Origin of the sequence: Flavobacterium sp. RSP15, from assembly GCF_003968755.1 — a bacterium.
Taxonomy (GTDB): domain Bacteria; phylum Bacteroidota; class Bacteroidia; order Flavobacteriales; family Flavobacteriaceae; genus Flavobacterium.
Window position 1 is genome coordinate 43,908 of record NZ_RYDL01000009.1, and the last position, 24,354, is coordinate 68,261.

Here is a 24,354-nt window from a genome sequence, read left to right on the forward strand (position 1 = left end):
ATTTCATACTATTATTTAGGTTCGTCATTTGCTATTTTGGATTGTAGCTGCTCTATTTTCCTTTGTTGCAAAACTACAAGTCTGTCAATTTGTTCTCTTTCCCAATCTTTATTCATAAATCGATCCGTGATGAAAATTTTTATAAAATGCAAAATAAAAAGGAATAGCCATATTGTAATAATCCAAAGATACCAATACGAGACTACCGTACTGTCAAGGAAATTATGAGCAACAAATAGCAATAAACTTCCCAAAACAAAAAGAACAAAATGAAAATATAATCGTTTCTTTTGTTTTATTCTTCGTCTTGCATATTCATATTGTTCGTGTAATTCTTTTTCCATCGCCCTGATTTTAGTTTATAAAGGTAAAATTTATTTTGCAAAGTCACTATTTTGCTTCGGGATTATTTCACCAGAAAACGTTTTCTGATTTTTGAATAGTAAATTTACAATCACTTAAATTATTGAATTTATCAAAAATTAACATAGTTTACGGTATTCCATTAAAACTTTACAAGGGCTATTGAAACTTCAATATATTTCATTTACTTTGTTTTATAAACCTATAAATGAATATGTTATGCCGATTAAAAAACAATTTATAAAAACAAAGCCAGTTTGTAAAGTTACTTTTTCAGTAGCGGCAAAGGCAGCAAGTCATGCTTCTGTTGTGGGTGATTTCAATAATTGGAATGTTGCTGAAGGGGCTTTAAGCAAATTAAAAAACGGAACTTTCAAGGGAGTATTTGATCTAGCCAAAGACGCTGCTTACGAATTCAAATACGTTATCGACGGAGTATTTGTCAATGAACCAGAAGCAGATTCTTTCAAATGGAATGCGTTTGCTAGAAATGAAAACGGTGTTTTAGTAGTATAGCTAAACACCGTTTTTTATTATTTTATACCGCAACACTTCCTTTTATCGTGGCATGAGGTTCATAGCCTTCAAGGGTAAAATCTTCAAAACCAAACGCAAAGATGTCTTTTATATTGGGATTTAAAATCATTTTTGGTAATGGTTTTGGCTCACGGGTCAATTGCAATTCCAGTTGTTCAAAATGGTTGTTATAGATATGTGCATCGCCAAAAGTGTGAATGAATTCACCAGGTTCTAGATCACAAACCTGCGCAATCATCATGGTGAGTAACGCATACGAAGCGATATTAAAAGGAACTCCTAAAAAAATATCAGCGCTTCGCTGGTACAACTGACAAGATAGCTTACCCCCAGAAACATAAAACTGAAAGAACGCATGACAAGGCGGCAAGGCAACTTTATTGTTACTTACATTTTCGTCAAATGATTTTGTCGTGTCAGGCAGAACCGATGGATTCCATGCTGAAACCAGCATTCTGCGGCTGTTAGGATTCGTTTTTAACTCTTTAATTAATTCCGATATTTGATCAATTTCTTCACTATTCCAATTGCGCCATTGGTGGCCGTAAACAGGCCCTAAATTTCCATTGGCATCAGCCCAAGCATCCCAAATTTTAACGCCGTTTTCTTGAAGATACTTAATATTTGTGTCTCCTTTTAAGAACCAAAGCAATTCGTAGATAATGGATTTTAGGTGTAGTTTTTTAGTAGTTACCATCGGGAAACCTTCATTTAAATCAAAACGCATTTGGTAACCAAAGACACTTTTTGTCCCGGTTCCCGTACGATCTCCTTTTTGACAACCGTTTTCCATTACGTGTTGTACTAAATCTAAATATTGCTTCATTGTCTATATGATTCTATTGTGCGGTAAGCGGTTGTTCGTTTTTATATACTTTTCCGTCCTTCATTACAAATACGACCTTTTCCAGAGTTTTGATCGCATTCAAAGGATTTTCATCCACTGCAATGATGTCTGCCAAAAAGTTTTCTTTGATTTGACCTGCTTCATTTTCAAGCCCTAATAACATAGCATTCGTAATCGTTGCTGATTGTATCGCGGCTAATGCAGGCATTCCGGCTTCAACCATATACCCAAATTCTTTTGCATTTGTACCATGAGCAAAAACGCCGGCATCAGTTCCAAAAGCAATTTGGACTCCTTTTTTATACGCCTTGGCAAAAGTAGCTTTCAGTTGTGGGCCAACTTCTCTGGCCTTTGGAACTACGATGTCAGGATAAAAACCAGTAATTTCTGCATTTTTTTCTACTTCTTTTCCAGCCGTTAAGGTAGGAACTAAATAAGCATCGTATTTTTTCATTAATTCCATTGTCTCTTCACTCATAAAGGTGCCGTGCTCAATGGTTTTTATACCGCCCAATATGGCTCTTTGCATTCCTTCGTCGCCATGGGCATGGGCAGCGGTGAGCATGTTGTAATCTTTGGCTGTTGTGGTGATGGCTTTAATTTCCTCTAGAGAGAACTGCGGATTTTTACCGCTTTTTGCCACGCTCAAAACACCACCTGTAGCTGTAATTTTAATAACATCAGCTCCTTCTTTATAACGCTCTCTCACTGCTTTTACTCCTTCTTCTGGAGAATTGATTACGCCTTCATGTGGACCTGGATCGCCTACCAGTTTTCGGTTGCTTCCGTTAGTAGGATCTGCATGACCGCCTGTTGTAGCAATTGATTTTCCGGCAGTAAAAATTCGGGGACCTTTTACGATTCCTTTATTGATGGCATTTCTTATGGAGATATTTACTCCGGTTCCACCTAAATCCCTCACCGTAGTGAATCCGGCTAGAAGAGTGATTTCGGCACATCGAACGGCTTGAAATGCAACATCAGCTTCGTTGTCTATATATTTTGACATGTAGCTCTTAGTGTCATGTTCGCCTTCTATGTGAACATGTAAGTCAATAAGACCCGGTAAAACATATTTGTTTTTCAGGTTGATCTCAATGTCTTCAGGCTTGACTTTAGCGATAAAACCCTCTTGTACTTTTGTAATTTTGTTTTTAGAAACAATGATCGTTTGGTTTGTTAATTCTTTACCTGATAGTGTATTTAAAATTTTTCCACAATGCAGATAATAGTCTTGGGATGAGGCAGCTGAACAAATAAATAATGTTGCGAGAAGTAGAAAGTGGTTTTTTTTCATAGCTTATTTTTATCAATTTTATAAAAGAAACATGGTACTAAGTGTTTTTGGTGAATTTAAGTGTATTTATTCAAAAACAAGCGATTCAATCCTTTGAAATTTAGTAACAATCTGATTTTATTTCAATCCTACGGAAAGTAAAAATGGGTACAATTACAGTTCTCTCTTTGAGATTTCATCTCTAATTTTTGCGGCTTTCTCATAATCTTCGTGCGACACGGCTTGATCTAACAATTCATTTAATTCCGGTAGACTGTGTTTAGAATAGGTTTCTCCGGATTGATTGCTTTCTTCTTCACGACCAAAAGTGTCCGGATTAGAAAGTACATCGTCAATTTCCTGCGAGTCTTTATTAGGATCTAAAGGATTTGATTTTAAATAAATTCCGGCTTTGTCCAGAATGTTTTTGTAAGTGAATATAGGTGCGTTAAAACGCAATGCTAACGCAATGGCATCTGAAGTTCGGGCATCAATAATTTCTTCAATTTTATCCCTTTCGCAAATGATACTCGAATAAAAAACACCGTCCACAAGTTTGTGAATAATGACTTGTTTGACTACAATGTCAAATCGTTCTGCGAAGTTTTTGAACAAATCATGGGTCAGAGGACGTGGTGGTTTTATTTCTTTTTCCAATGCTATAGCGATGGATTGGGCTTCAAAAGCACCAATGACAATGGGTAATTTTCGTTCTCCGTCAACCTCATTCAAGATTAATGCGTAGGCTCCGTTTTGAGTTTGACTGTATGAAATTCCTTTTATAGATAGTTTAACTAAGCTCATAATTGATGTAATGGGAAAGTACGAGGTACTTTTTTTAATAAAAATCAAGCAGCAATTATAAAAAAGAAATGCTACTTAAAAGCAAAGATACAAATATCTTATTTTTAAGTAGCATTTAAATTAATGGGATGCTATAATTTATGAATTCTGAGCTTTGAAAGCTTTAAACTTCTCAATCAATTGCGGTATAATTTCAAACGCGTCACCTACAATTCCGTAATCCGCTACTTTGAAAAAAGGCGCTTCGGGATCACTGTTGATGACCACTTTTACTTTAGAAGAGTTGATTCCCGCAATGTGTTGAATCGCTCCTGAAATTCCAATTGCAATATAAAGGTTTGTAGCTACCGGTTTTCCTGTTTGCCCAACGTGTTCTCCGTGAGGTCTCCATCCTAAATCAGAAACTGGTTTTGAACAAGCAGTTGCAGCGCCAAGAACAGTTGCTAACTCCTCTACCATTCCCCAGTTTTCCGGACCTTTCAATCCACGTCCAGCCGATACTACAATATCCGCATCAGCTATTGAAACTTTTCCAGAAACTTTTTCAACTGATTCTACTTTTACACCAAAATCAGCTTCTCCAATATTTGGGTTAAAATCTTCCTCGGTTAATGTTGAAGGTGTTTCAAAAACTCCATACGAGTTTTTGGCAAGCCCAAGTACCTTTACGTCTGTGGCAATTTCAGTGATATTGAACGCTTTGTTTGAAAAAGCATTTCTTTTTACTTGAAAAGGCGACGTTGAAACTGGTAATCCAACCACATTTGACGCATAGCCGGCTTCTAAAGCTACTGCAACAAGTGAGGAAAGATAAATACTGTCTGTAGTGGATGAAAGTAAAACTAACTTTACGTTTTCTTTTTGGGCGGCTTGTTTGATCACATCAGCGTATGCTTTTGCAGTAAACCCGGATAATTTATCGTTGGTTACTTTTAATACTTTGTCTACTCCGTATTTTGATAATTCAGAAACATCCCCAGCATTTACGGTTACAGCCGTAACAGTGGTTCCTAGACTTTCGGCTACTTTTTTTGCATAGGAAGCCAATTCGAATGCTACTTTTTTAAATTTTCCTCCCGAAGCGTCGGGAGCGTATTCCGCGTATATTAATATTGACATGATTTTTTTATTTTAGTCTTAAAGTTTAAAAGTCTAAAGTCAAAAAGGGAAATTAGTGTAAACTTCTATTCATTTGACTTTTGACATTCCGCTTTATGACAGTTAGATTACTTTTGCTTCGTTATGTAATAAATTGATTAATTCATCTAAATTGTCAGCAGCAATCAATTTTACGGCTGATTTAGGAGCTGGTTTTTCAAATTTTACTGCTTTTGTATTCACAGCAGCGTCAACAGGCTCCAGTATTGTTAATGCTTTTGTTCTTGCAGTCATGATTCCTCTCATGTTTGGAATACGCAAATCTTTTTCTTCCACCAAACCTTTTTGTCCTCCAATGATTAATGGTAAAGTTGTAGCAACGGTTTCTTTTCCACCATCAATTTCACGAACTGCTTTTACATTAGTTCCATCAACAGTAAGACTTGTACAAGAATTAAGGAAGTTGTATCCTAAAATCCCGGCTATCATTCCAGGAACCATTCCGCCATTATAGTCTAAAGACTCTTTTCCGGCAATGATTACATCGTAACTTCCGTTTTTAATTACTTCAGCAAGTTGTTTGGCTACGAAAAATCCGTCAGTAGGAGTTGCGTTCACACGAATGGCTTCGTTAGCGCCTATTGCCAGCGCTTTTCTTAAAGTAGGTTCGGTTTCTGGACCTCCAACATTTACAACAGTAACCGTTGCGCCTTGTTGTTCTTGGAACCAAATAGCGCGTGTCAAACCAAATTCGTCATTTGGATTGATTACATATTGAACTCCATTGGTGTCAAATTCAGAATCGCCGTTGACAAAGTTAATTTTTGAAGTAGTATCAGGAACGTGACTGATGCAAACTAATATTTTCATACTGATATATTTAATTATTCGTAATTTCTTTTACAAATTTAAAATATTAATTTGAATAATATACTATGCATGCATAATATTTTACAGAACTACTACGTTTTCGTAGCCCGGATAGCAGCGGCATCCTTCTTGTGGCTCCTTTAGCCACAGGAAGATACAGCGGAGAGCCGGAAATAGCTCCTGAAAATTATCGCTATAAATCCTGAATTAATTTAGAGTAATTTATGCTTTTAAATGATATTAAATATTTATTTTTGCTTTTCGAAAATTATCCTTCGACTGCGCTCAGGAGGACAAAATATAAAAAAATATGAGAACGATACAATTTAGAGAGGCCATTTGCGAAGCGATGAGTGAAGAAATGCGTCACGATGAGTCCATATACTTAATGGGTGAAGAAGTTGCAGAATATAATGGTGCCTACAAAGCATCTAAAGGTATGCTGGCTGAATTTGGCGAGAAAAGAGTCATTGATACTCCTATCGCTGAGCTTGGTTTTACTGGTATTGCAGTAGGATCAGCCATGAATGGATGCAGACCGATTGTGGAATACATGACGTTCAATTTTTGTTTAGTAGGTATTGACCAAATCATAAATAATGCTGCCAAAATGCGTCAGATGACGGGTGGACAATTTAATGTGCCAATCGTTTTTCGTGGTCCAACAGCTTCGGCAGGACAATTAGGAGCAACGCACTCACAAGCGTTAGAAAACTGGTTTGCGAATACTCCGGGTCTTAAAGTGGTAGTTCCCTCTACGGTTTATGATGCCAAAGGTTTGTTGAAAGCGGCTATTCGTGATAACGATCCTGTGATTTTCATGGAATCTGAACAAATGTATGGGGATAAAGGTGAAGTTCCAGATGGCGAATATGTAATTCCGCTTGGAGTTGCTGATATCAAGCGTGAAGGTACGGATGTGACAATTGTTTCTTTTGGAAAAATCATCAAAGAAGCACACATTGCCGCGGATGAATTAGCCAAAGAAGGAATTTCTTGTGAAATTATCGATTTGCGAACTGTACGTCCTATGGATTATGAGACGATTTTAACATCGGTTAAAAAAACAAATAGATTAGTAGTTCTTGAGGAAGCATGGCCTTTTGCAAGTGTGGCTTCTGAAATTACCTATATTGTTCAAGAACGTGCTTTTGATTTCTTGGATGCGCCTATTCAACGCATTACGACTGCAGATACGCCAGCGCCGTACTCTCCGGTTTTATTGAAAGAATGGTTGCCTAATGCTGGTGATGTAGTAAAAGCGGTTAAAAAAGTACTGTATAAAAAATAGTCAGTTGGAATCGTTTGAGTTGGAATAAGGGCTAATAACCCGTTTTTTAATAATCAATTAATCCTGCGGTCTTAATTAACTATATTTGAAACTTCATCAATTCTTTAATTTGATGAAGTTTTTTTTTGAATGACTATGAAAGCGCCATGACAGAAGCTGTCTCAAACACCAATTAAGATCTGGCGATACCATATTCCTACAAAAACAAATATTATCTACATATGAAAAAGAATCTCTTATTGTTTCTGCTTTTGTTGTTGGTCTCAGCAACTACTAGTTTTGCGCAAACAAAAGTGAGTGGTGTTGTGGTTGATAAATCCAACCTGCCCATTCCATTTGCCAATGTAGTTTTCAAAGGTTCCAGTGAAGGAATTGTGACTAATGAGGACGGTAAGTTTTACCTAGAATCCAAAAAAACATATACTACTTTACTCATATCCTCCGTTGGGTTTTCTGAAAAAGAAATTTACTTAGATAAACCGGTAAATTATAATTTCAAAATTCAGTTGAATGAAGCCGAAAGTTTAAACGAAGTAGTGGTTTTTGCCGGAAAAACATCAAAAAAGGACAATCCTGCGCTCGATATTCTGAGGAAAATCTGGGAAAGGAAACGTAAAAACGGGTTGTATCAGTTTGACCAATACCAGATGGAAAAGTACGAGAAAATAGAATTTGATATGAATTCTATTGACAGTGCTTTTATGAAAAGCAAACTTTTTAAAGGGATGGAATTTATATTCGATCAAATGGATACGTCCCGAGTAACCGGGAAAACCTATTTGCCTATTTTTATAAATGAATCACTCCATGATGTTTATGGAGACAACAAATTAAATAAGGTAAAAGAAAAAATTAAAGCCAATAAAACGTCCGGATTTGATGGAAATCAACAGATTTTATCTTTTATAAAAGACTTGTATTCAGATTATAATATCTACAATAATTACTTGACTTTTTTTGACAAAAGCTTTACAAGTCCGCTGTCTAAAACAGGAATTGATGTCTACAATTATGTACTGAAAGACAGTTCGTATATTGATGATAAATGGTGCTATAATATTGTTTTTTATCCAAGACGAAAAAACGAATTGACTTTCAAAGGAGATTTTTGGGTGAATGATTCCACATTTGCCATCAAGAAAATCAATATGGCAGTGACCAAAAGTGCCAATATCAACTGGGTAAAAGATATTTACTTAGAGCAGGAATTTGAAGTAGTCAGTGACTCGGTTTTCTTGTTGACCAAGGATTATTTGATGTCTGACTTTGCTTTGAACAAAAAAGAAAATTCGAAAGGTGTTTATGGAAAAAGAACTAGTTTTTACCGGAATCATCAGTTCAATACAGTATTGCCTGTTGCTTTTTATAAAGCCGAAGTCAATTATATGGATGACGAAGTCTATAAAAAAACCGAGGAATACTGGAATGAAAATCGATTTGAGAATTTAAGTAAGGATGAATTAGGCGTTTATAAAATGCTTGATACGTTGCAAACAGTAAACCGATTCAAGCAATTATATAGTACGGTTTCTATTTTAGGAAGTGGATATGTAGAGTTCAAAAATTTCGATTATGGACCTGTTTTTTCTACATTTGGATACAATGAAGTAGAGGGTGTACGGTTGCGAGTAGGAGGAAGAACCTATTTTGGTCCTAACGATCCTTGGCGCATTCAGGCGTATACTGCGTATGGGTTTGATGATGACAAATTTAAATACGGATTTTCCGGAAAATGGATGGTCGATAAGAAAAATAGGATCATTTTATATGGAGGAAATAGGCGAGACATTGAGCAAATAGGAGCTAGTTTAACAACTACAAACGATATTTTAGGCAGAAGTTTTGCTTCTTCAGCAGTGTTTTCATCAGGTAGTAATGGGAAACTAACAAACATCAATTTGACTAATATGGCAATAGAAATGGAGCCTATTAAAAATTTAGTATTGCAAGCGGGAATTTCCTATCGCACACTCGAGTCTGCGTCGCCCACATTTAGTCTGGACTATTACACGGATATCGCCAATGGAATTACAAAAAGCGATGTCAAACAATCTGAAGCAAACTTTCAAATTGAATATTCTCCAAAACGCAAAACAATTGGTTTTGGTGTAGAAAGAAGTAATGTAGACAGTCCTTATAGTCGCTTTTTTGTTAATTACAGTCACGGCTTCAAAGGACTTTTAAACAGTGATTTCAAATACGATAAGCTGCAATTGTATTATAAACAACCCATTATTATTGGTCCCTTAGGAAGAACAAATATCATTGTAGAAGTGGGTAAAACCTTTGGGAAAGTGCCATTGGGATTGTTGAGTGTAATTCCAGGAAACCAAACCTATTTTACCATAGAAAATACGTTTAGCAACCTTAATTTCTATGAATTTGTCTCGGATCAATATGCTACTTTACAGTGGAATCACAATTTTAACGGGCGTATTTTTTCCAGAATACCGTTCATGCGCAAACTCAATTGGAGAGAATTAATTTCCATAAAAGGCGTTTATGGAAGTATTTCAGATGAAAATAGAGCCATTAACGCATCTGGATTAGTTTACAATGCACCTGAAAAAGGCTATTGGGAATACAGTGCTGGTATTGGAAATATCTTCAAAGTATTCCGTATTGATTTCGCCTGGCGTGCCAATTATCTCAACGTGCCAGAAACGAATCGTTTTACTGTTAAAGGGTCGTTTGGGTTTAATTTTTAGGAGCTATTCCGGCTGTACACTATATCTTTTTATAAGGCGAATAAAAATTGCCTTATAAAAAGGATGCCGTTTCCATCCGGGCTAAAAAAACATCAGATTATGCAAGAAGCCATCGACTACCTTTTAGAAAAAGATGCTATTTTCAAAGCAATCATTGAACAATACGGAATGCCTGTTATTCCTAAAAGACCGCAAGGTTTTGAGACTCTGGTATTGTTGATTTTAGAGCAACAAGTATCGATAGAGTCCGCTAAAGCCACTTTTTTAAAAATAAAAACTACTCTAAAAACGGTAACACCGGAAATTCTTCTTCTCGTATCGGATGCTGAGTTTAGGAATCTTGGCGTAAGCCGTCAAAAAACGTCTTATATCAAAGCTTTGGCGACAGCCTTAATAAATAAAGAACTTGATTTAGAAAGTTTGCCAGCCAAAACGGCTCTGCAAGTGCGCGAAGAACTCATCAAAATCAAAGGGATAGGAAACTGGACCATCGATATTTATTTAATGTTTTGTCTGCAAGAGCCTGATTTATTGCCATTAGGCGATATTGCCGTTGTACACACAATCAAGGAATTACTGGATATTCACGACAAAAATGAGATGCAAGTTCATACGTTGAAATGGAGTCCGTATCGCTCTTTTGCAACCTATCTTTTATGGCATTATTATTTAAAGAAAAGAAATAGAACCGTTTTTTACTAAAGTGCTGTCTCTTAAAATTTAATCAAGAGATAACATAGATTTTTCATTGTTGAAAGGGATTCTTTACTTATTTTTGCAACCATAAAATATAGAAAAGAAAAACTAAAATGACTGCAGACAAATTAACAACTTTCGATGTCTTAATCGAAATACCAAGAGGAAGTAGAAATAAATACGAATATGATTTCGAAATAAAAAGAATGCGTTTTGACAGAATGTTATTCTCGTCAATGATGTATCCTGCGGATTACGGATTTATTCCGGAAACATTAGCCTTAGACGGCGATCCATTAGATGTATTGGTTTTGGTAAACGAACCTACTTTTCCCGGTTGTGTTATGGAAGTAAAACCCATTGGTGTTTTCCACATGGCGGATGATAAAGGACCGGATGAAAAAGTTATCTGTGTACCGGTTTCAGATCCAATCTGGAATTCATTGAATGATCTGTCAGACATGAATCCACATTTATTAAAAGAAATTGAACACTTTTTTCAAGTGTACAAAGATCTTGAAAACAAGAAAGTAGATGTAGGCGGCTGGGGAGATGTAAATGAAGCCTATGCAATTATCGCAGAGTGTACGGAGCGATTTAATCAAATTGAGAATAAACCAGAGGGATTGTTTAGTATTAAATAATTTTACGCCATAATTTTTACAAAAAAAGCAACATTCTGTTAAGAGTGTTGCTTTTTTTGTTTAAATTCGTTTTGTTACACTATTAATTTTAACCAAAAACCAAACCGAAATTATGAATACAATTATGATTTATTTGCCTATTGCGATGGCATTTATTGGACTGGCATTTATGTTTGCTAAAAGAAAATGGGTATTAAAACAGGATCCGGGTGATGGTAAGATGAAAGAGATTTCGGATTACATTTACGAAGGAGCCTTGGCTTTCTTGAAAGCAGAATATAGGTTGTTGACGTTCTTTGTCATTGGAGCCAGCATAGTTTTAGCCGGAATTTCTTTTTTCGTTCCTACTACACACATATTAATAGTGGTTGCTTTTGTTTTTGGTGCTTTTTTCTCGGCTTTAGCTGGGAACATGGGAATGAAAATTGCAACAAAAACCAATGTTAGAACCACACAAGCCGCCCGTACCAGTTTGCCTAAAGCTCTAAAAGTTTCTTTTGGCGGCGGAACCGTAATGGGATTAGGGGTTGCGGGATTGGCTGTTTTAGGATTGACCACTTTCTTTATTTTCTTTTTTCACTTTTTTATGAATGGCGTTTGGACTTCTGCGGAAGACATGACCATTGTATTAGAAACATTAGCCGGATTTTCTCTGGGAGCAGAATCAATAGCCTTGTTCGCTAGAGTTGGTGGAGGAATATACACCAAAGCTGCCGATGTTGGAGCTGATTTGGTAGGGAAAATAGAAGCTGGAATTCCGGAAGATGATCCCCGTAATCCGGCTACAATTGCGGACAATGTAGGGGATAATGTAGGCGATGTTGCCGGAATGGGAGCTGATTTATTTGGTTCTTATGTCGCAACTGTTTTAGCGGCCATGGTTTTAGGAAATTATGTAATCAAAGACATGGGCGGAACTATTCAAGATGCTTTTGGAGGAATAGGACCTATCTTATTGCCAATGGCAATCGCTGGTTTTGGTATTTTATTTTCGATTATCGGAACAATGGTGGTAAAAATTACAGATGATAATGCAAAAGAAGCGCAAGTGCAAAGCGCTTTAAATAGGGGAAACTGGCTTTCAATAGGGTTAACCCTTATTGCCTGCTATTTTTTAGTACAATACATGTTGCCACAAACCATGAAAATGGATTTTTTTGGAGAAGGAACTAAAGAAATTTCATCCATGCGTGTTTTTTATGCTACAATTGTTGGTCTGGCAGTAGGTGGTCTCATTTCGTCAGTAACTGAGTATTATACAGGATTGGGTACAAAACCTGTTATGGCAATTGTTCAAAAATCTTCAACTGGAGCAGGAACAAACGTAATTGCAGGATTGGCAACCGGAATGATTTCTACATTTCCAACGGTTTTATTATTTGCAGCTGCAATTTGGACTTCCTACGCATTAGCAGGATTTTATGGTGTGGCTTTAGCTGCTTCAGCGATGATGGCAACAACGGCCATGCAATTGGCAATCGATGCTTTTGGACCCATATCGGATAACGCCGGTGGAATTGCTGAAATGAGCGAATTGCCTAAAGAAGTACGCACAAGAACCGACATTTTAGATGCCGTAGGAAATACAACAGCAGCAACGGGAAAAGGATTTGCTATTGCTTCGGCAGCATTAACTTCACTAGCTTTATTTGCGGCTTATGTAACTTTTACAGGAATTGACGGAATCAATATTTTTAAAGCACCAGTTTTAGCAATGCTATTCGTGGGTGGCATGATACCTGTAGTTTTCTCGGCATTAGCGATGAATTCTGTCGGGAAAGCCGCAATGGACATGGTGTATGAAGTACGTCGTCAGTTCAGGGAGATTCCCGGAATTATGGAAGGAACCGGAAAACCGGAATATGCTAAGTGTGTTGATATTTCGACGAAAGCTGCATTGCGCGAAATGATGTTGCCGGGAATATTGACAATTGGTTTTCCAATTGCAATTGTTTTGCTTGGCAAATTAGTTTACGGAGACAACAACCAGCTAATCGCCGAAATGTTAGGGGGTTATATGGCCGGAGTTACCGTTTCGGGTGTGCTTTGGGCTGTTTTTCAAAACAATGCCGGTGGTGCTTGGGACAACGCTAAAAAATCTTTTGAAGCGGGAGTTCTTATTAATGGTGAAATGACCTATAAAGGTTCTGATGCGCATAAAGCGGCCATTACTGGCGATACTGTTGGAGATCCGTTCAAAGATACTTCTGGACCATCAATGAATATTTTAATTAAATTGACGTGTTTGATAGGACTTGTTATTGCACCAATTTTAGGTAGTGGCAATCATACATTGGCTAATAAAGCCGCTTGTTGTGCTGTTTCTGAAATGTGTACTTCAATATCTAAAGAAGAGTGTCTTGCTAAAGGATGTGACAGTAAAACGTGTAGATTTATGAATGCTTCCGCAGCAGTAACTGAAATGGTTTCGGAAAAAGTTACGATAGAAAAAACCAATGTTGATGGAGAAGTAAAAGCAACTATTAAAACTAATATTAACGGTAAAGAAGACATTCAAAGTTTTGAAGGAACTGATGCCGAAGTTCAGGCTAAGATTGATGCTTTAAAGTAATCAATATCTTGTAAATAAAAAATGCCTCGCAATTTAGACTGCGAGGCATTTTTTGTTTTTATGTATTTTATCACCAGTTTCTACTCCCTCTCCTTCGGAGAGGGTTGGGGAGAGGATTCTAAAACAGCCCATTCAATTCAGCATCGATACGGTTAAAAATAGTTCCTAAATCTTCGGGATTATCAACAAAATTCATGTTATCCACATCAATGATTAATAGTTTTCCTTTGTCATAGGTTTGAATCCAGCCTTCGTAGCGTTCGTTCAAACGACTCAAATACTCAATGGATATTGAGTTTTCATATTCACGGCCGCGTTTGTGTATTTGTCCAACTAAGTTAGGAATAGAACTCCTTAAATAGATCAATAAATCAGGGGCTTTAACAGTAGATTCCATTAATTCAAAAAGAGACGAATAATTCTGGAAATCACGATTGGTCATCAAACCCATTGCATATAAATTAGGAGCAAAAATATGGGCATCTTCATAAATAGTTCGGTCCTGAATGATTTTTTTGCCACTTTCACGAATTTGCATCACCTGACGGAAGCGACTATTCAAGAAATAAATTTGTAAATTAAACGACCAACGTTCCATTTGATGGTAAAAATCATCTAAATACGGATTGTCTACTACGTCTTCATAATGTGGTTCCCACTTAAAATGTTTCGCTAATAAGCGTGTCAAAGTTGTCTTTCCAGAGCCTATGTTTCCTGCTATTGCTATGTGCATTACGGTAGTATGATTTTATAATTTGTAATTCCTTCAGCTGTAAAAATAGATAAAATTTGGTCTTTGTAATAGAATTTTTTAAAGGATTTTTCTGAAATTTCAATTTCAGTTTTTTGGTTTTTCCCCAAATCCTGCAAAATTAAAATTCCATTTTTAGAATAGATGATCTGATTTTCATTTATAATTTCAATCGAGTCAAAATCAGAAACTTTTTCTTTGTTTGCTATTTTGCCAAAAATATCGCAAGTGTACCAGTTGTTTTTACCGTCCATCCAATAGAAGATGTTGAAATCTGAAGCGTAATTCTTAATACTTTCTGTAAAAGGAACTGAAATAGTTTTGTAATCCTTGTTCAAATAATCATATAATCCCAGTTGCTGATTCATACTGTTGTAAACCCACAACTGATTTTGAGCAGCAATACCAATTGCAGTGGCTACGATTGGAATTGTATTTTCTGAAAAATTGATTTTCTGAGTTTCATTCAATTGATTGTCCAAGATGATAACTGTATTGAAATTTTCGTAAAATAAAACAATTTTCAAAGGGTTATGCAAATCTATTTTTGTAATTCTACCCAAAGAAATATTTTTGTATTCTAAAGTATTCCGTGTTCCAATTTTAGAAAAAACATTGTTATGGATGGTGTAGTAAAAACCAAATGAATCATAACCTAAAAACGCATCTCCATCAAAACGAATAGAATCGATTTTAATGGCTGTTAGTTTTTGGTTCTGACTAAAAACTACTGAAAATGAAGCGATAAACAGCAATAATATTACTTTTTTCATACAGCGAAATTACAATTAAACGGTATATAATTTTGATTGTTTTATTATTATTTTAACAGAATACTTGTAACAAAAATAGTATTTTTCACTCTTATTCATTAAAACCCAATAGTTATGTATAAAGTAATTTACGCAATAATAGTAACAATTGCATCGTTTTTGGGGCTTCGCGCTCAGGAATTTCAAGGAATGGCAGTGTATGAATCAAAAAGCAGTACCTCCGATTTCAAAACACGAATGGAAGGCAATAAGGATATGACTCCTGATATGCAAAAAATGATTGAGGAAAGAATGCAAAAAATGTTCGAAAAAACATTCATTCTTAATTTTGATAAATCGGCATCAATTTATAAAGAAGAAGAAAAACGGAACGCTCCCGGTCAAGGCGGTGGCGTAATGCGAATGATGTCGTCTATGACTGGCGGTGGCGGAACGTATTAAAAAAGGACTCGAAATTTGAGTATAGAATACAGGCAAATAACCTTTTAAATACGAGATCAAGATTAAACAACTCCTTTAGCGTAAATGGCTTTAATGCGAATGAAACGATTATTTTACCACGATTTGTGACCTTTATTTTAAAGTACAATATATAGCCAAATTAAAAAAGGGATTTTGACTGAACAAAATCCCCTTTTTCATTTTAAATCTGTACTGAATTACAATCCAAAAGCAACTTTTACTTGATCTACAAAATCTAATTTTTCCCAAGTGAATAAATCAACAGTAACCGTTTTGGTTAATCCGCCTGGTGCAGAAAAAGTTTTGGTTACGGTTTCTGGAGTACGTCCCATGTGCCCGTAAGCAGCAGTTTCGCTGTAGATTGGATTTCTTAATTTCAAACGTTGCTCTATAAAGTACGGGCGCATGTCAAAAATAGCTTCTACTTTTTTAGCAATTTCTCCATCGGTTAAGGTTACTTTTGAAGTCCCATAAGTTTCTATAAAAATCCCCATTGGTTTAGCAACACCAATTGCGTAGGAAACCTGTACTAAAATTTCGTCAGCAACACCTGCTGCGACTAGATTTTTAGCAATGTGACGAGTAGCATAAGCCGCACTTCTGTCTACTTTACTAGGGTCTTTACCAGAGAATGCACCACCACCGTGAGCACCTTTTCCACCGTAAGTGTCTACAATAATTTTTCTACCTGTTAGTCCAGTATCTCCGTGAGGTCCTCCAATTACAAATTTTCCGGTTGGATTGATGTGGTATTTAATTTGATCATTAAATAAATGAGCACTCGCTGGATTTTTTGCAATAATTCTTGGAATCAAAATTTCGATGATGTCTTTTTTGATTTTAGCAAGCATAGTAGCTTCTTCGTCAAAGTCATCGTGTTGTGTCGAAATTACAATAGCTTCAATTCGAGTTGGTTTGTTGTCATCACTGTATTCTAACGTCACTTGAGATTTAGCATCCGGACGCAAATAAGTGATTTCGTTATTTTCACGTCTTAAAACAGCTAATTCTTTTAATAATTTATGAGATAAATCTAGTGCCAAAGGCATGTAATTTTCTGTTTCATTTGTTGCGTAACCAAACATCATTCCTTGATCACCAGCACCTTGCTCTTCAGGATTTGCTCTATCAACACCTTGATTGATGTCAGCAGATTGTTCGTGTATAGCAGAAAGAATACCACAAGAATCCGCTTCAAACATATAGGCGCTTTTGGTGTAACCAATTTTCTTGATTACATCGCGAGCGATTTGTTGCACATCTAAATAGGTATTTGATTTTACTTCACCTGCCAAGATTACTTGACCTGTAGTTACTAAAGTTTCGCAAGCTACTTTTGAGTCAGCATCAAATGCCAAAAAATTATCAATTAATGCGTCTGAAATTTGATCTGCAATTTTGTCTGGATGTCCTTCGCTTACAGATTCTGACGTAAATAAATAGGCCATAATAATTATTATTTTAAATTAAGCGAGAAAAAATAATTGCTAAAAAGGACTAAAGAAGAGTTTCTGCTTTAGCATTTTTTCTACTGAAAAACGTTCAGTACTCATAATGAATTTGTTTCATTATGAAGAGGTTGCAATCAGTTCAAATTTTTCCTCTTGTATTTGGTTGCAAATGTATGAAACCATTTTGAATTGCAAATTAATCTTTTGTTTTTTTTGAGGATAAATATTTTTCGGTTACTAAATTATTAAGAAAAAATAATATTTAAAATCTTTTCGCTATTATTTTCTTAAACTTATTTGGATATTCAAAAAATAATTTGCACTTTATTAATTCTAATAAAGTAAAAATGAAATTTAATATTTGTAATATGTTTAAGGTCGCACAGGAAAATTCCTGAGGGTTGCGTATTGCATAATTTAAATCAAATTATATTGCAAAAGCTTCTCGGATAACGGGAAGCTTTTTTTTTGAATAGTAATAAACAGAATAGATTTTTTAGTCACAAAAAGCCTAGATGAATAACCTAAAAAGCCAAAAAATAAATAACGCAACAGTCAATAACATGATTTGTGTCAATACCATTATGTGTATTCGCGGCTGTTGATTCCAAAAGTAAGTGTATAACTTAAAACCCTTTTGGATATGGATCTTAAAGGGTTTTTTGTTTTTCTGATTTTTTCAAATCTCACAACAATTCATACAAGGAGACCAAAAATGAATATTAACACCTAACACCTAAAAATTATGAGCACAACAAAGTATTTTATAAAGACATTTCGGTTGTTAAAAAGTATTAATTTCAGAAATAAAAAAGAAAAGGAAAACGATTCTAAGAATGAATTGATTCATCCTAGATTTGAGATCTCAAAGAACGATGTTTTGGCACAAAAAATAGTGCCTAATTCATTGCTTTTCCTAATGTATTCCCAAGAGAATGAAGCGCTTTTTATTTAATAAATCCGAATTTATTTTTGGTTTTGATATTTTCAAAGGATGTTTAAAAGTGTTGTTTTGACGTAGTAAGAAAACGGGATGAGTATTCTCATTACTTCGTCAGAATAACAATTGCGTGTGAATTATTTTTTGGATTTATGGAGCCCAAAGAAATAAACGAATCCACATAAAAATTTGGTTGTTACAAAAAATAGTGGTTAATTTGCTTTTTTAAGTTCAAAATCGTATTGAAATGTTATAAAGAAAGGCAGAGGGATTAGACCCGATGAAGCCTTAGCAACCCTTCGATTTATCGAAGAAGGTGCTGCATTCTACCACGCTCATCGTGGAAAGATAACACTAAGAATTAGTCTAGATAACGCCTGACTTTCTTTATAATATTTCCAAACACAGATCAAAAATCATAAAAGATTTGCCATTGGAAAATAAACCAACCTCTATTACATTTCAAAATTTCACCACTAAAAGTGGCGCTTTTTATGCTACCTTAAACGTAAGTTTTCAAGTTTTTGGGCCAGAATTGCATACGGTACCAATTGTTTTGGTCAACCATGCTTTAACCGGAAATTCACAAGTTGTGGGCGAAAACGGTTGGTGGAATGATTTAATTGGAGTACACAAAACCATAGATACAACAAAATATACAATACTCGCATTTAATGCTCCTGGAAATGGTTTTGATGGTTTTGAGATCGAAGATTATTTAGATTTTACTGCCAGAGACATTGCCAGGATTTTTATTGAAGGGATTCGAGTTCTGGATATTAAAAAACTATACGCCATTATTGGGGGTTCTGTAGGTGGCGGAATTGCTTGGGAGATGGTCGCTTTAGAACCAAAAATCGCACAACATTTAATTCCTATTGCAACGGATTGGAAATCGACAGACTGGCTAATTGCCAATTGCTTTTTGCAGGAACAAATTCTCAACAACTCTTCGAAACCTATTGAAGACGCTCGCACTCATGCTATGTTATGCTATAGAACTCCGGAATCATTTGCTGCAAAATTTCAACGAACCACCAATGAAGAATTGGGGATTTTTAATGTAGAAAGCTGGTTGCTACATCACGGCGAAAAATTGCAGAAACGTTTTCAAATTTCGTCATATAAAATGATGAATCAACTGTTGAAAACAATCGATATCACAAGAGACCGCACATCATTCGAAGAGATAACTTCAAAAATTGAAGCCGAGATTCATATTATTGGAATCAATTCCGACCTGTTTTTTACGGCAAGTGAGAATAAAGCAACGTACGAGGAATTAAAAAAATATAAAAATAAGGTTAGTTATCAGGAAATAGTTTCCATCCACGGACACGACGCTTTTTTGATAGAATACAAACAATTACACAATTTGCTTCAGGATATATTCTAAGCCAAAAAAACACAACATAATGAAAATATTAAAATTTGGAGGTAAATCGTTATCGAATGGCGATGGAATAAATAAGGTGGTTGCAATTATTATTGATAAAGTAAATCAAGGCGAGGAAATTGCTATTGTGGTTTCGGCGAGAGGAAATGCTACGGATGAATTAGAAGAAATTTTAAGTATTGCCGCTAAAAACGGAGTTTATAAACCTCTTTTTGATGATTTCAAAAAATACCAACAAGACGAATATCAAGACGTAGATTTATCCGAAGAGTTCCATGTTCTTGAAAAATTATTCGAAGGCGTCAGTTTAATTGGTGATTACAGCAACAAAATAAAAGACCAAATTTTATCAAAAGGGGAATTACTTTCGGCAAAATTACTGACGGCAATTTTGGTCGAAAATGGGATAAATGCCCGTTTTACAGATACTCGGGAATTGATAAAAACCGATTCGAAATTTGGTGATGCACAACCTTTGGAACAAATTTCGAAGGAAAATGTCATCAATTATTTCAAACAAAATAACGGAACAACCGTAAATATTGTTACAGGTTTCATTGGTTCAAACACAAATAATGACACGACCACTTTAGGAAGAAACGGCAGCAATTACACCGCTTCGTTGATTGCGAATTATTTGAATGCGGCCGAATTACAGAATTATACGCACGTAGACGGAATTTATACCGCTAATCCGGATTTAGTAGTTGATGCAAAGAAAATTGACCATTTGTCGTTTAATGAAGCCAATGAAATAGCCAATTTTGGTGCGACGATTCTTCATGCCAAAACGATCATTCCTTTGTTGGAAAAAAACATTCCGCTTCGTATCTTGAATACGTTCAACCATGAAAATAAAGGGACGTTAATCACTTCCAATTCGAACAAGGAAGGGATTAAAACACTTTCGGTACTTGAAAATGTTTCGTTAGTGAACCTGGAAGGAAGAGGATTACTGGGAAAAACAGGTGTTGATGCCCGTATTTTCAGAGTGATGGGTGATAATGATATTAGCGTAAGCATCATTTCTCAAGGTTCGTCAGAAAGAGGAATTGGTTTAGTTGTTGCCACTGATAAAGCGACAAAAGCAATGATTGAATTAGAGAAAGAATTCGAAAATGATTTCTATTCGAAAGATGTAAATAAAATCACGGTGACGGATGATGTTTCGGTGATTTCTATTATTGGTCAGGATTTAAGTACTTTTCACAAGCCTTACACGGCGTTGATAAAAAATAAAATTGTCCCGATTCTTTTCAATAATACCGTTACGGGTAAAAACGTGAGTTTGGTGGTCAAAAAATCGCAATTAAACAAAGCTTTAAACGTGATTCACGGAGAGATTTTTGGAGTAGCTAAGAAAATCAATATCGCTATTTTCGGACATGGATTAGTTGGTGGAACGTTGATTAACCAAATATTGGAATCGGCAGCAACTATCGAGAAAAGAAAAGATATCAAACTGAATGTTTTTGCAATTGCCAATTCAAGTAATGTACTTTTGAATAAAAATGGCGTTACTCCAAATTGGAAAAATGAAATCCAGAACAATGGCTTTTCTTATACTATAGATGATGTAATTGCCTACGCAAATGAGCATCACTTGGAGAATTTGATTGCGATTGATAACACGGCAAGTGCTGAATTTGTTGGAAATTATATAAAATTAGCTGAAAACAGTTTTGATTTGATTTCGTCTAATAAAGTGGCCAATACGTTAAGCTATAGTTTTTATAAAAAATTACGAAAAGTGCTGGCGGATAATCAAAAGAGTTATCTTTATGAAACTAATGTTGGAGCAGGATTGCCATTGATTGATACGATTAAATTATTGCACCTTTCAGGAGAAAATATCACGAAGATTAAAGGTGTTTTTTCTGGAACATTAAGTTATTTGTTCAATAATTTTTCATCAAAAGAGGCTTCGTTTAGCGAAATATTGAGGGAGGCCATTGACAATGGGTATACCGAGCCGGATCCAAGAGAAGATTTGTGCGGGAACGACGTAGGTAGAAAATTATTGATTTTGGCACGAGAATTAGACTTGCAAAATGAGTTTGAAGAAATTGATATTCAAAATTTAATTCCAGAACATTTGCGTGAAGGCGATGTTTCGGATTTCTTGAATAAATTGACCGAGTTTGATCCAATTTATGCTAAAATAAAAGCCGACCAAAAGCCCAATCACGTCCTGCGATACATAGGCGAATTATCGGGCGATTTGCAAAATGACAAAGGTAATCTAGAAGTAAAATTAGTTTCCGTACCTTCGGATACTGCTTTGGGAGGCTTGAAAGGTTCTGATTCTTTTTTCGAAATTTACACGGAATCCTATGGCGATCGACCAATCGTAATTCAAGGCGCAGGTGCAGGATCTGCGGTAACGGCGAGAGGTGTTTTTGGTGATATTTTGAGGTTGTCGGATAAAGGGTAATGATAGTGTTCAGTGATCAGTTTTGAGTGATCAGTAAAAAAAAAACAATTAATATGAATGTTATCTTTATTATTATTGGAATGAATGTTTCAATTCTATTTTTGTTTGATAAAAGTAAATTAGATGATAAAGAATGGTTTTATAAACTATTAATTTTCAATGGTATCTTGTTTTTAATTGCTTTGACAAGTGTTTTAATAGGTGTTGGAACAAATACAGCTATTAATTCATTATTTATACCATTGATTGCACAGTTTTTATATTATGTTTTAAGTAAATTATTCTACGTAAAATATCAAAGAAACAGTGTTGATACTTTTTGGACAATGGATAGGTCTTTATTTATAGATGGGTGGTTCAATTATATATTTTGGGTGGTTTCAATTTTACTGTTTTTGCTTGTATTGTGACGAATAATTAAAATAAAATAAAAAAATAAAAATCTGTGTTTTGCGACAGCAAATCCGTTTCATCTGTGTCCAATAACATAATTAATTAAAAAGGGACTGCCTCCAGTCTTGGCTCCCTTCCCTTCGGGAAGGGTTGGGGAGGGGAATAATATGAAAATAACATTAAACAGAGTAAACGACAACTTCCACTTTGAATTAAAAAACGAGCGTGGTCACCTAGTAAACGTAGATAGCCGACCAGAATTTGGCGGAGACGATAAAGGCGCAAGTCCAATGGAATTAGTATTGATGGGTGTTGCGGGTTGCAGTGCGATTGATATGATTTCGATTTTGAAAAAACAGCGTCAGGAAATCACTTCTTTCAAAGCTGAGGTCGAAGGAGAACGGGTACAAGTAGGAGAAGCAAAACCATTCAAGGATATTACTGTAGTATTCTTTTTGGAAGGACCTATTAATGAAGAAAAAGCAGCGAGAGCCGCACAACTTTCTTTCGAAAAATACTGTTCGGTTTCTAAAACATTAGAGCCAACAGCAACCATACATTATAAAGTAGTTTTGAACGGAGTTGAATTGGCGTAAAGCTAAAATAGTCAACTTCTAAAACTTTAATTTTAAACAATAAAGAGCTTTTTTTTATAGAAAAATTATGCGGAAAAACTTTGTGAATCTCTGTGATTCCTTTGCGAATCTTTGTGAAACAACTCTTTGAAATCTAATAATAATGAACGATCAAGAATTTGGTTTTGAAACCTCAGCCATCCGTACCCAATTAGAAAGAACGCAATATTTAGAGCACTCGGTTCCTTTGTACTTAACTTCTAGTTTTGTATTTGAGGATGCCGAAGATATGCGTGCTTCTTTTGCCGAAGAGAAAGACAGAAATATATATAGCCGTTACAGCAACCCAAACACGAACGAATTTGTTGATAAAGTGTGTATAATGGAAGGTGCGGCAGCTGGTTTTGCCTTTGCTTCAGGGATGGCAGCAGTGTATTCAACCTTGGCAGCTTTATTGAAATCTGGAGATCATATTGTTTCATCCAGTAGTGTTTTTGGAGCGACACATTCTTTATTTATCAATTATTTTCCAAAATGGAATATTGAAACCTCCTATTTTGATATTAATAAGCCGGAAACAATTGAAAGTTTCATCACACCAAATACAAAGATTCTTTTTGCGGAATCACCTACCAATCCTGCTGTTGATATTATCGATTTAGAACTTTTAGGAACGATTGCTAAAAAACATAATTTGATTTTGGTAATTGATAACTGTTTTGCAACACCTTATCTGCAACAACCTATAAAGTGGGGTGCGCATTTAGTGGTGCATTCCGCTACAAAGTTAATGGACGGTCAAGGTAGAGTGTTGGGAGGAATAACAGTTGGTGATGCTGAATTGATTCAGAAAATCTATTTGTTTTCTCGACTTACCGGTCCTTCTTTATCGCCTTTTAATGCTTGGGTATTATCGAAAAGCTTAGAAACCTTGGCGATTCGTTTAGACAGGCATTGTGAAAATGCGATGAAAGTTGCGGAGTTTTTAGAGCAGCATCCGAATGTGAATCGCGTGAAATATCCGTTTTTGAAATCGCATCCACAATACGAAATTGCTCAAAAGCAAATGAAGTTGGGCGGAAATATTGTTGCTTTTGAAATAAAAGGGGGGCTTGAAGCCGGAAGAAACTTTTTGGATAAAATAAAATTATGTTCTTTATCACCAAATTTAGGAGATACCAGAACAATCGTTACGCATCCAGCATCGACAACACATAGCAAATTATCTGTTGAAGAACGTTTAGCAGTGAGTATTACCGATGGTTTAGTTCGTGTTTCAGTAGGATTGGAAACGGTAAAAGATGTAATCGCTGATTTAGAGCAGGCACTTTCGTAAAGTTCATAATGCTTGAAGCCATACAATAGTCCACGGTTTAAACCGTGGGCAATGTGGTTTATTTAAGAACGTTTGTCGGTTAGTATTACCGATGGTTTAGTGCGTGTTTCAGTAGGATTGGAAACGGTAAAAGATGA

The 24,354-nt window shown here is 35.6% G+C and carries 22 protein-coding genes and 1 riboswitch; of the genes, 13 read left to right on the forward strand and 9 right to left on the reverse strand.

From position 1 onward, the window contains the following. Positions 1 to 11: 11 nt before the first annotated feature. The gene (locus EKM00_RS10500) at positions 12 to 344 is read right to left on the reverse strand and encodes a 2TM domain-containing protein (RefSeq protein WP_126452960.1); all 333 of its coding nucleotides are present in this window, start codon (positions 342 to 344) and stop codon (positions 12 to 14) included. Positions 345 to 582: 238 nt separating this feature from the next. Here EKM00_RS10500 and EKM00_RS10505 point away from each other — a divergent pair, with 238 nt between their 5' ends. Continuing rightward, positions 583 to 879, forward strand: coding sequence for an isoamylase early set domain-containing protein (locus EKM00_RS10505; RefSeq protein WP_126516133.1), 297 nt, complete (start codon positions 583 to 585; stop codon positions 877 to 879). A gap of 22 nt (positions 880 to 901) precedes the next feature. Here the strand turns inward: EKM00_RS10505 and EKM00_RS10510 are convergent, their stop codons facing one another. The 5 genes from EKM00_RS10510 to EKM00_RS10530 form a co-directional block, all read right to left on the reverse strand. Then, complete coding sequence (locus EKM00_RS10510; protein ID WP_126452966.1) at positions 902 to 1,726, reverse strand: thymidylate synthase; 825 nt, start codon at positions 1,724 to 1,726, stop codon at positions 902 to 904. A gap of 13 nt (positions 1,727 to 1,739) precedes the next feature. Next, positions 1,740 to 3,044, reverse strand: coding sequence for a metal-dependent hydrolase family protein (locus tag EKM00_RS10515; protein ID WP_126452969.1), 1,305 nt, complete (start codon positions 3,042 to 3,044; stop codon positions 1,740 to 1,742). Between the two features lie 153 nt (positions 3,045 to 3,197). Continuing rightward, positions 3,198 to 3,827, reverse strand: a complete 630-nt coding sequence (locus EKM00_RS10520) for a bifunctional nuclease family protein (protein WP_126452972.1) — start codon at positions 3,825 to 3,827, stop codon at positions 3,198 to 3,200. A 138-nt stretch (positions 3,828 to 3,965) separates the two neighbouring features. After that, a complete protein-coding gene (locus EKM00_RS10525) occupies positions 3,966 to 4,946 on the reverse strand; it encodes an electron transfer flavoprotein subunit alpha/FixB family protein (protein WP_126452975.1) in 981 nt (326 codons plus the stop codon). 102 nt (positions 4,947 to 5,048) lie between these two features. After that, on the reverse strand, positions 5,049 to 5,795 hold the full coding sequence (locus EKM00_RS10530; RefSeq protein ID WP_126452978.1) for an electron transfer flavoprotein subunit beta/FixA family protein: 747 nt from the start codon (positions 5,793 to 5,795) through the stop codon (positions 5,049 to 5,051). Between the two features lie 310 nt (positions 5,796 to 6,105). Between EKM00_RS10530 and EKM00_RS10535 the strand changes: the two genes are divergently transcribed. From EKM00_RS10535 to EKM00_RS10555, 5 genes are all read left to right on the forward strand, one after another. Next, the gene (locus EKM00_RS10535; RefSeq protein WP_091255586.1) at positions 6,106 to 7,086 is read left to right on the forward strand and encodes a pyruvate dehydrogenase complex E1 component subunit beta; all 981 of its coding nucleotides are present in this window, start codon (positions 6,106 to 6,108) and stop codon (positions 7,084 to 7,086) included. 221 nt (positions 7,087 to 7,307) lie between these two features. Beyond that, positions 7,308 to 9,794 (forward strand): DUF5686 and carboxypeptidase-like regulatory domain-containing protein, encoded by a 2,487-nt coding sequence (locus EKM00_RS10540; RefSeq protein ID WP_126516134.1) that lies wholly within the window; start codon positions 7,308 to 7,310, stop codon positions 9,792 to 9,794. A gap of 99 nt (positions 9,795 to 9,893) precedes the next feature. Continuing rightward, on the forward strand, positions 9,894 to 10,496 hold the full coding sequence (locus EKM00_RS10545; RefSeq protein WP_126516135.1) for a DNA-3-methyladenine glycosylase family protein: 603 nt from the start codon (positions 9,894 to 9,896) through the stop codon (positions 10,494 to 10,496). A 107-nt stretch (positions 10,497 to 10,603) separates the two neighbouring features. Continuing rightward, on the forward strand, positions 10,604 to 11,134 hold the full coding sequence (locus tag EKM00_RS10550) for an inorganic diphosphatase (protein WP_126452987.1): 531 nt from the start codon (positions 10,604 to 10,606) through the stop codon (positions 11,132 to 11,134). 112 nt (positions 11,135 to 11,246) lie between these two features. Further along, on the forward strand, positions 11,247 to 13,706 hold the full coding sequence (locus EKM00_RS10555) for a sodium-translocating pyrophosphatase (RefSeq protein ID WP_126516136.1): 2,460 nt from the start codon (positions 11,247 to 11,249) through the stop codon (positions 13,704 to 13,706). Between the two features lie 118 nt (positions 13,707 to 13,824). Here the strand turns inward: EKM00_RS10555 and EKM00_RS10560 are convergent, their stop codons facing one another. Further along, on the reverse strand, positions 13,825 to 14,439 hold the full coding sequence (locus tag EKM00_RS10560; RefSeq protein WP_126452993.1) for a deoxynucleoside kinase: 615 nt from the start codon (positions 14,437 to 14,439) through the stop codon (positions 13,825 to 13,827). Further along, positions 14,439 to 15,230: a hypothetical protein gene (locus EKM00_RS10565; RefSeq protein WP_126516137.1), complete on the reverse strand. Its 792-nt coding sequence runs from the start codon at positions 15,228 to 15,230 to the stop codon at positions 14,439 to 14,441. Before EKM00_RS10565 ends, EKM00_RS10560 begins: the two co-directional genes overlap by 1 nt. A gap of 114 nt (positions 15,231 to 15,344) precedes the next feature. Between EKM00_RS10565 and EKM00_RS10570 the strand changes: the two genes are divergently transcribed. After that, on the forward strand, positions 15,345 to 15,671 hold the full coding sequence (locus EKM00_RS10570; protein ID WP_233592275.1) for a hypothetical protein: 327 nt from the start codon (positions 15,345 to 15,347) through the stop codon (positions 15,669 to 15,671). A 218-nt stretch (positions 15,672 to 15,889) separates the two neighbouring features. Here the strand turns inward: EKM00_RS10570 and metK are convergent, their stop codons facing one another. Next, positions 15,890 to 17,140 (reverse strand): methionine adenosyltransferase, encoded by a 1,251-nt coding sequence (gene metK, locus EKM00_RS10575; RefSeq protein WP_126452999.1) that lies wholly within the window; start codon positions 17,138 to 17,140, stop codon positions 15,890 to 15,892. A gap of 748 nt (positions 17,141 to 17,888) precedes the next feature. Between metK and EKM00_RS10580 the strand changes: the two genes are divergently transcribed. From EKM00_RS10580 to EKM00_RS10605, 6 genes are all read left to right on the forward strand, one after another. Further along, on the forward strand, positions 17,889 to 18,098 hold the full coding sequence (locus tag EKM00_RS10580) for a hypothetical protein (RefSeq protein WP_126516138.1): 210 nt from the start codon (positions 17,889 to 17,891) through the stop codon (positions 18,096 to 18,098). A gap of 232 nt (positions 18,099 to 18,330) precedes the next feature. Beyond that, positions 18,331 to 18,438: riboswitch (SAM riboswitch) on the forward strand. Between the two features lie 78 nt (positions 18,439 to 18,516). Next, complete coding sequence (locus EKM00_RS10585; protein ID WP_233592276.1) at positions 18,517 to 19,479, forward strand: alpha/beta fold hydrolase; 963 nt, start codon at positions 18,517 to 18,519, stop codon at positions 19,477 to 19,479. Positions 19,480 to 19,498: 19 nt separating this feature from the next. Then, on the forward strand, positions 19,499 to 21,913 hold the full coding sequence (gene thrA / locus EKM00_RS10590; RefSeq protein ID WP_126516140.1) for a bifunctional aspartate kinase/homoserine dehydrogenase I: 2,415 nt from the start codon (positions 19,499 to 19,501) through the stop codon (positions 21,911 to 21,913). A 53-nt stretch (positions 21,914 to 21,966) separates the two neighbouring features. Then, positions 21,967 to 22,323, forward strand: a complete 357-nt coding sequence (locus EKM00_RS10595) for a hypothetical protein (RefSeq protein WP_126516141.1) — start codon at positions 21,967 to 21,969, stop codon at positions 22,321 to 22,323. 150 nt (positions 22,324 to 22,473) lie between these two features. Next, the gene (locus EKM00_RS10600) at positions 22,474 to 22,902 is read left to right on the forward strand and encodes an OsmC family protein (protein ID WP_126457437.1); all 429 of its coding nucleotides are present in this window, start codon (positions 22,474 to 22,476) and stop codon (positions 22,900 to 22,902) included. Between the two features lie 142 nt (positions 22,903 to 23,044). Continuing rightward, positions 23,045 to 24,217: a trans-sulfuration enzyme family protein gene (locus EKM00_RS10605; protein WP_126457436.1), complete on the forward strand. Its 1,173-nt coding sequence runs from the start codon at positions 23,045 to 23,047 to the stop codon at positions 24,215 to 24,217. Positions 24,218 to 24,354 lie beyond the last annotated feature (137 nt).

Coding starts and splice junctions, on each gene's coding strand:
- EKM00_RS10500 (WP_126452960.1), bottom strand. CDS start 344: ATGGAAAAAGAATTACACGAACAATATGAATATGCAAGACGAAGAATA.
- EKM00_RS10505 (WP_126516133.1), top strand. CDS start 583: ATGCCGATTAAAAAACAATTTATAAAAACAAAGCCAGTTTGTAAAGTT.
- EKM00_RS10510 (WP_126452966.1), bottom strand. CDS start 1,726: ATGAAGCAATATTTAGATTTAGTACAACACGTAATGGAAAACGGTTGT.
- EKM00_RS10515 (WP_126452969.1), bottom strand. CDS start 3,044: ATGAAAAAAAACCACTTTCTACTTCTCGCAACATTATTTATTTGTTCA.
- EKM00_RS10520 (WP_126452972.1), bottom strand. CDS start 3,827: ATGAGCTTAGTTAAACTATCTATAAAAGGAATTTCATACAGTCAAACT.
- EKM00_RS10525 (WP_126452975.1), bottom strand. CDS start 4,946: ATGTCAATATTAATATACGCGGAATACGCTCCCGACGCTTCGGGAGGA.
- EKM00_RS10530 (WP_126452978.1), bottom strand. CDS start 5,795: ATGAAAATATTAGTTTGCATCAGTCACGTTCCTGATACTACTTCAAAA.
- EKM00_RS10535 (WP_091255586.1), top strand. CDS start 6,106: ATGAGAACGATACAATTTAGAGAGGCCATTTGCGAAGCGATGAGTGAA.
- EKM00_RS10540 (WP_126516134.1), top strand. CDS start 7,308: ATGAAAAAGAATCTCTTATTGTTTCTGCTTTTGTTGTTGGTCTCAGCA.
- EKM00_RS10545 (WP_126516135.1), top strand. CDS start 9,894: ATGCAAGAAGCCATCGACTACCTTTTAGAAAAAGATGCTATTTTCAAA.
- EKM00_RS10550 (WP_126452987.1), top strand. CDS start 10,604: ATGACTGCAGACAAATTAACAACTTTCGATGTCTTAATCGAAATACCA.
- EKM00_RS10555 (WP_126516136.1), top strand. CDS start 11,247: ATGAATACAATTATGATTTATTTGCCTATTGCGATGGCATTTATTGGA.
- EKM00_RS10560 (WP_126452993.1), bottom strand. CDS start 14,439: ATGCACATAGCAATAGCAGGAAACATAGGCTCTGGAAAGACAACTTTG.
- EKM00_RS10565 (WP_126516137.1), bottom strand. CDS start 15,230: ATGAAAAAAGTAATATTATTGCTGTTTATCGCTTCATTTTCAGTAGTT.
- EKM00_RS10570 (WP_233592275.1), top strand. CDS start 15,345: ATGTATAAAGTAATTTACGCAATAATAGTAACAATTGCATCGTTTTTG.
- metK (WP_126452999.1), bottom strand. CDS start 17,140: ATGGCCTATTTATTTACGTCAGAATCTGTAAGCGAAGGACATCCAGAC.
- EKM00_RS10580 (WP_126516138.1), top strand. CDS start 17,889: ATGAGCACAACAAAGTATTTTATAAAGACATTTCGGTTGTTAAAAAGT.
- thrA (WP_126516140.1), top strand. CDS start 19,499: ATGAAAATATTAAAATTTGGAGGTAAATCGTTATCGAATGGCGATGGA.
- EKM00_RS10595 (WP_126516141.1), top strand. CDS start 21,967: ATGAATGTTATCTTTATTATTATTGGAATGAATGTTTCAATTCTATTT.
- EKM00_RS10600 (WP_126457437.1), top strand. CDS start 22,474: ATGAAAATAACATTAAACAGAGTAAACGACAACTTCCACTTTGAATTA.
- EKM00_RS10605 (WP_126457436.1), top strand. CDS start 23,045: ATGAACGATCAAGAATTTGGTTTTGAAACCTCAGCCATCCGTACCCAA.